Source organism: Priestia sp. P5_B4 (assembly GCF_056400385.1).
Map to the genome: position 1 here is coordinate 1 of NZ_JBFULJ010000547.1, position 2561 is coordinate 2561.

Here is a 2561-nt window from a genome sequence, read left to right on the forward strand (position 1 = left end):
GTCCAACACTGTTACGAAGTAGAACTTGCATAAACAAGGAACCCACCTTTTAGTAAGCGCTTACTTTATTTTCAAAGAAGAAATCATTTTTCTCTACTTACGTTAAGACAAGCTGTGATTCAACTTTTAACTTTCCCAGCATCTCTCTCGTCATTTTTTCTAGGTTATATTCTGTTTTAAATCCCCACTCTTCTATCGCACAGCTGGAATCTATATGGTTAGGCCAGCTTTCAGCAATTGCTTGTCGAACAGGGTCTACTTGGTAATTCAGAACAAATTCCGGAATCGTTTTTCTGATTTCAGTCGCCATTTGTTCTGGATCAAAACTCATGGCAGAAACGTTAAATGAATTTCGGTGCTTAAGCTTAGAACCATCTGCTTCCATTAGTTGGATAACAGCATTTAATGCATCAGGCATATACATCATATCCATATATGTTCCTTTGTCAATATAGGACGTATATCGCTTATGCTTAACAGCTTCATAATAAATTTCAACAGCGTAGTCCGTTGTTCCTCCACCTGGAGGCGTTACGTATGAAATTAAGCCTGGAAAACGCAGCCCTCGTGTATCTACTCCGAATTTATGGTGGTAGTAATCGCAAAGTAATTCACCCGCTACTTTATTAACACCATACATTGTGGTAGGACGTTGAATTGTATCCTGCGGCGTCCAGTCTTTTGGAGTCGTTGGACCAAATGCACCAATTGAACTTGGAGTGAAAAATTGACACTGCAGCTCGCGTGCTACTTCGAGCGCGTTTACTAACCCGCCCATATTTAGATTCCAAGCTAGAAGCGGTTTTTGCTCGGCTGTCGCTGATAACAGCGCAGCCAAGTGAATAATCGTATCAACTTTATGCTTTTTAGCGATCGTAAATAACGCAGTCTGATCCGTTACATCTAAAATCTCGAATGGACCTGAAGTCACGACATCGCTCGTCGTTTTGCGAATATCGGTGGCAATAATATTTTCTGAACCATATATCTCTCTCATTTTCGTCGTTAACTCAGAACCGATTTGCCCTAAAGAACCCGTTATTAATACTTTTTTCATGTCAATATCCTCCTCGTGTACTGCCTAGATTAAACGTTTAGATTAATTTCATTTCCTTGCCTACTTGTTTGTAGATACGAAGTGCTTCATCTAACATTTCTTTCGTATGAACAGCCGTCGGCATATTGCGAACGCGTCCTGTCCCTCTTGGAACGGTTGGGAAAACAATTGATTTAGCGTATACCCCTTCTTCTATTAATCTCTCACTAAAAATCTGCGTTTGGTTTTCATCTCCTATGATGCACGGAGTGATAGGTGTTTCACTTTCTCCAATGTTAAAGCCTAGTTCTTTTAGTCCTTGCTTTAAATACCGACTGTTTTCCCACATTTGCTGCTGCAGCTCTGTACTTGTGCTTAGGATTTCAATTGCTTTTATACAGGCAGCAGCCGTGCCTGGTGTAATAGCAGTCGAAAACAAAAACGGACGGCTTCTTACTTTTAACCAGTCGATTAAGTCTTTTTTTCCGGCTACGTACCCACCTACAGCTCCAATCGCTTTTGATAATGTTCCAATCTGGAAGTCTACTTTTTCAGATAAGCCAAAATGTTTGACTGTGCCCATGCCGTTCCCTAATACGCCCGACCCGTGAGCATCATCTACGTATGTGATTAAGTCAAATTCCTCTGCGATTTCTACAATTTCCGGAAGCTTAGCAATGTCTCCATCCATTGAGAATACACCATCGGTAATTACCATTATTTTATTATATAAACCGGATTTTTGTGCTTCGCCCGCTTTTGCACGAAGATCTTCCATATCTGAATGCTTAAAAGGAATAATTTTTGCTTTTGATAGCCGGCATCCGTCAATAATTGAAGCGTGATTCAGCTCATCTGATAAAATCGCATCATGTTTATCCATAACCGCGGAGATGGCTGCCATATTACAGTTAAAGCCAGACTGATAAGCTATAGCTGCTTCTGTATGCTTAAACTCGGCTAGCTTTTCCTCCAGCTTAATATGAATATTTAGAGTTCCATTAATCGTTCGGACAGCTCCAGCCCCCACTCCGTATTTTTCAGTGGCTTCGTTGCACGCGTTAATAAGCCTCTCGTCTGTAGCAAGACCCAAATAATTGTTGGATGATAAATTAATTAATTGCTTTCCCTCAATTTGAATCACAGGTCCGTTTGGCCCCTCTACCGGATTAATGACATTGTATAATCCTTTATCTTTTAAATCTTCTAAATTATTATTCAAGAATTCTTTTAAACGTCTGCTTGTCATCTTCCATACCCCCTCATTGTTGTTCAACACGTCTTATAAATTTCTCTTTTCCCCATTAAAAGATTAATCTAAGCACTTACAGTATATGAGTTAAAAATCAAGTGTATTCCTGAGAAAGACAAATGTTTCTTTTGAAAGCGCTTAAAATTCAATGCTTATAGAATTCATAATAATAAACAACTAGGTAAATGTCCATACTAAAAAAACAAAAAATAAAAAATTTTCTGCATTGATAAGAATCCTTCTTATTATGAATGAGTTTACGGGAACGTTATC

Annotated in this window: 2 protein-coding genes; both read right to left on the reverse strand. The window is 39.0% G+C overall.

Going from position 1 to position 2561, the window contains the following annotated elements; genetic code table 11:
• Nucleotides 1-97: 97 nt before the first annotated feature.
• Nucleotides 98-1057: an L-threonine 3-dehydrogenase gene (locus AC1DRF_RS22750; RefSeq protein WP_016763582.1), complete on the reverse strand. Its 960-nt coding sequence runs from the start codon at nt 1055-1057 to the stop codon at nt 98-100.
• 37 nt (nt 1058-1094) lie between these two features.
• The gene (locus tag AC1DRF_RS22755) at nt 1095-2285 is read right to left on the reverse strand and encodes a glycine C-acetyltransferase (RefSeq protein WP_477727548.1); all 1191 of its coding nucleotides are present in this window, start codon (nt 2283-2285) and stop codon (nt 1095-1097) included.
• Between the last annotated feature and the right edge of the window lie 276 nt (nt 2286-2561).

Bases quoted from the DNA above. Each gene is read 5' to 3' on its own strand.
- AC1DRF_RS22750 (WP_016763582.1), bottom strand. From the start codon at position 1,057: ATGAAAAAAGTATTAATAACGGGTTCTTTAGGGCAAATCGGTTCTGAG.
- AC1DRF_RS22755 (WP_477727548.1), bottom strand. From the start codon at position 2,285: ATGACAAGCAGACGTTTAAAAGAATTCTTGAATAATAATTTAGAAGAT.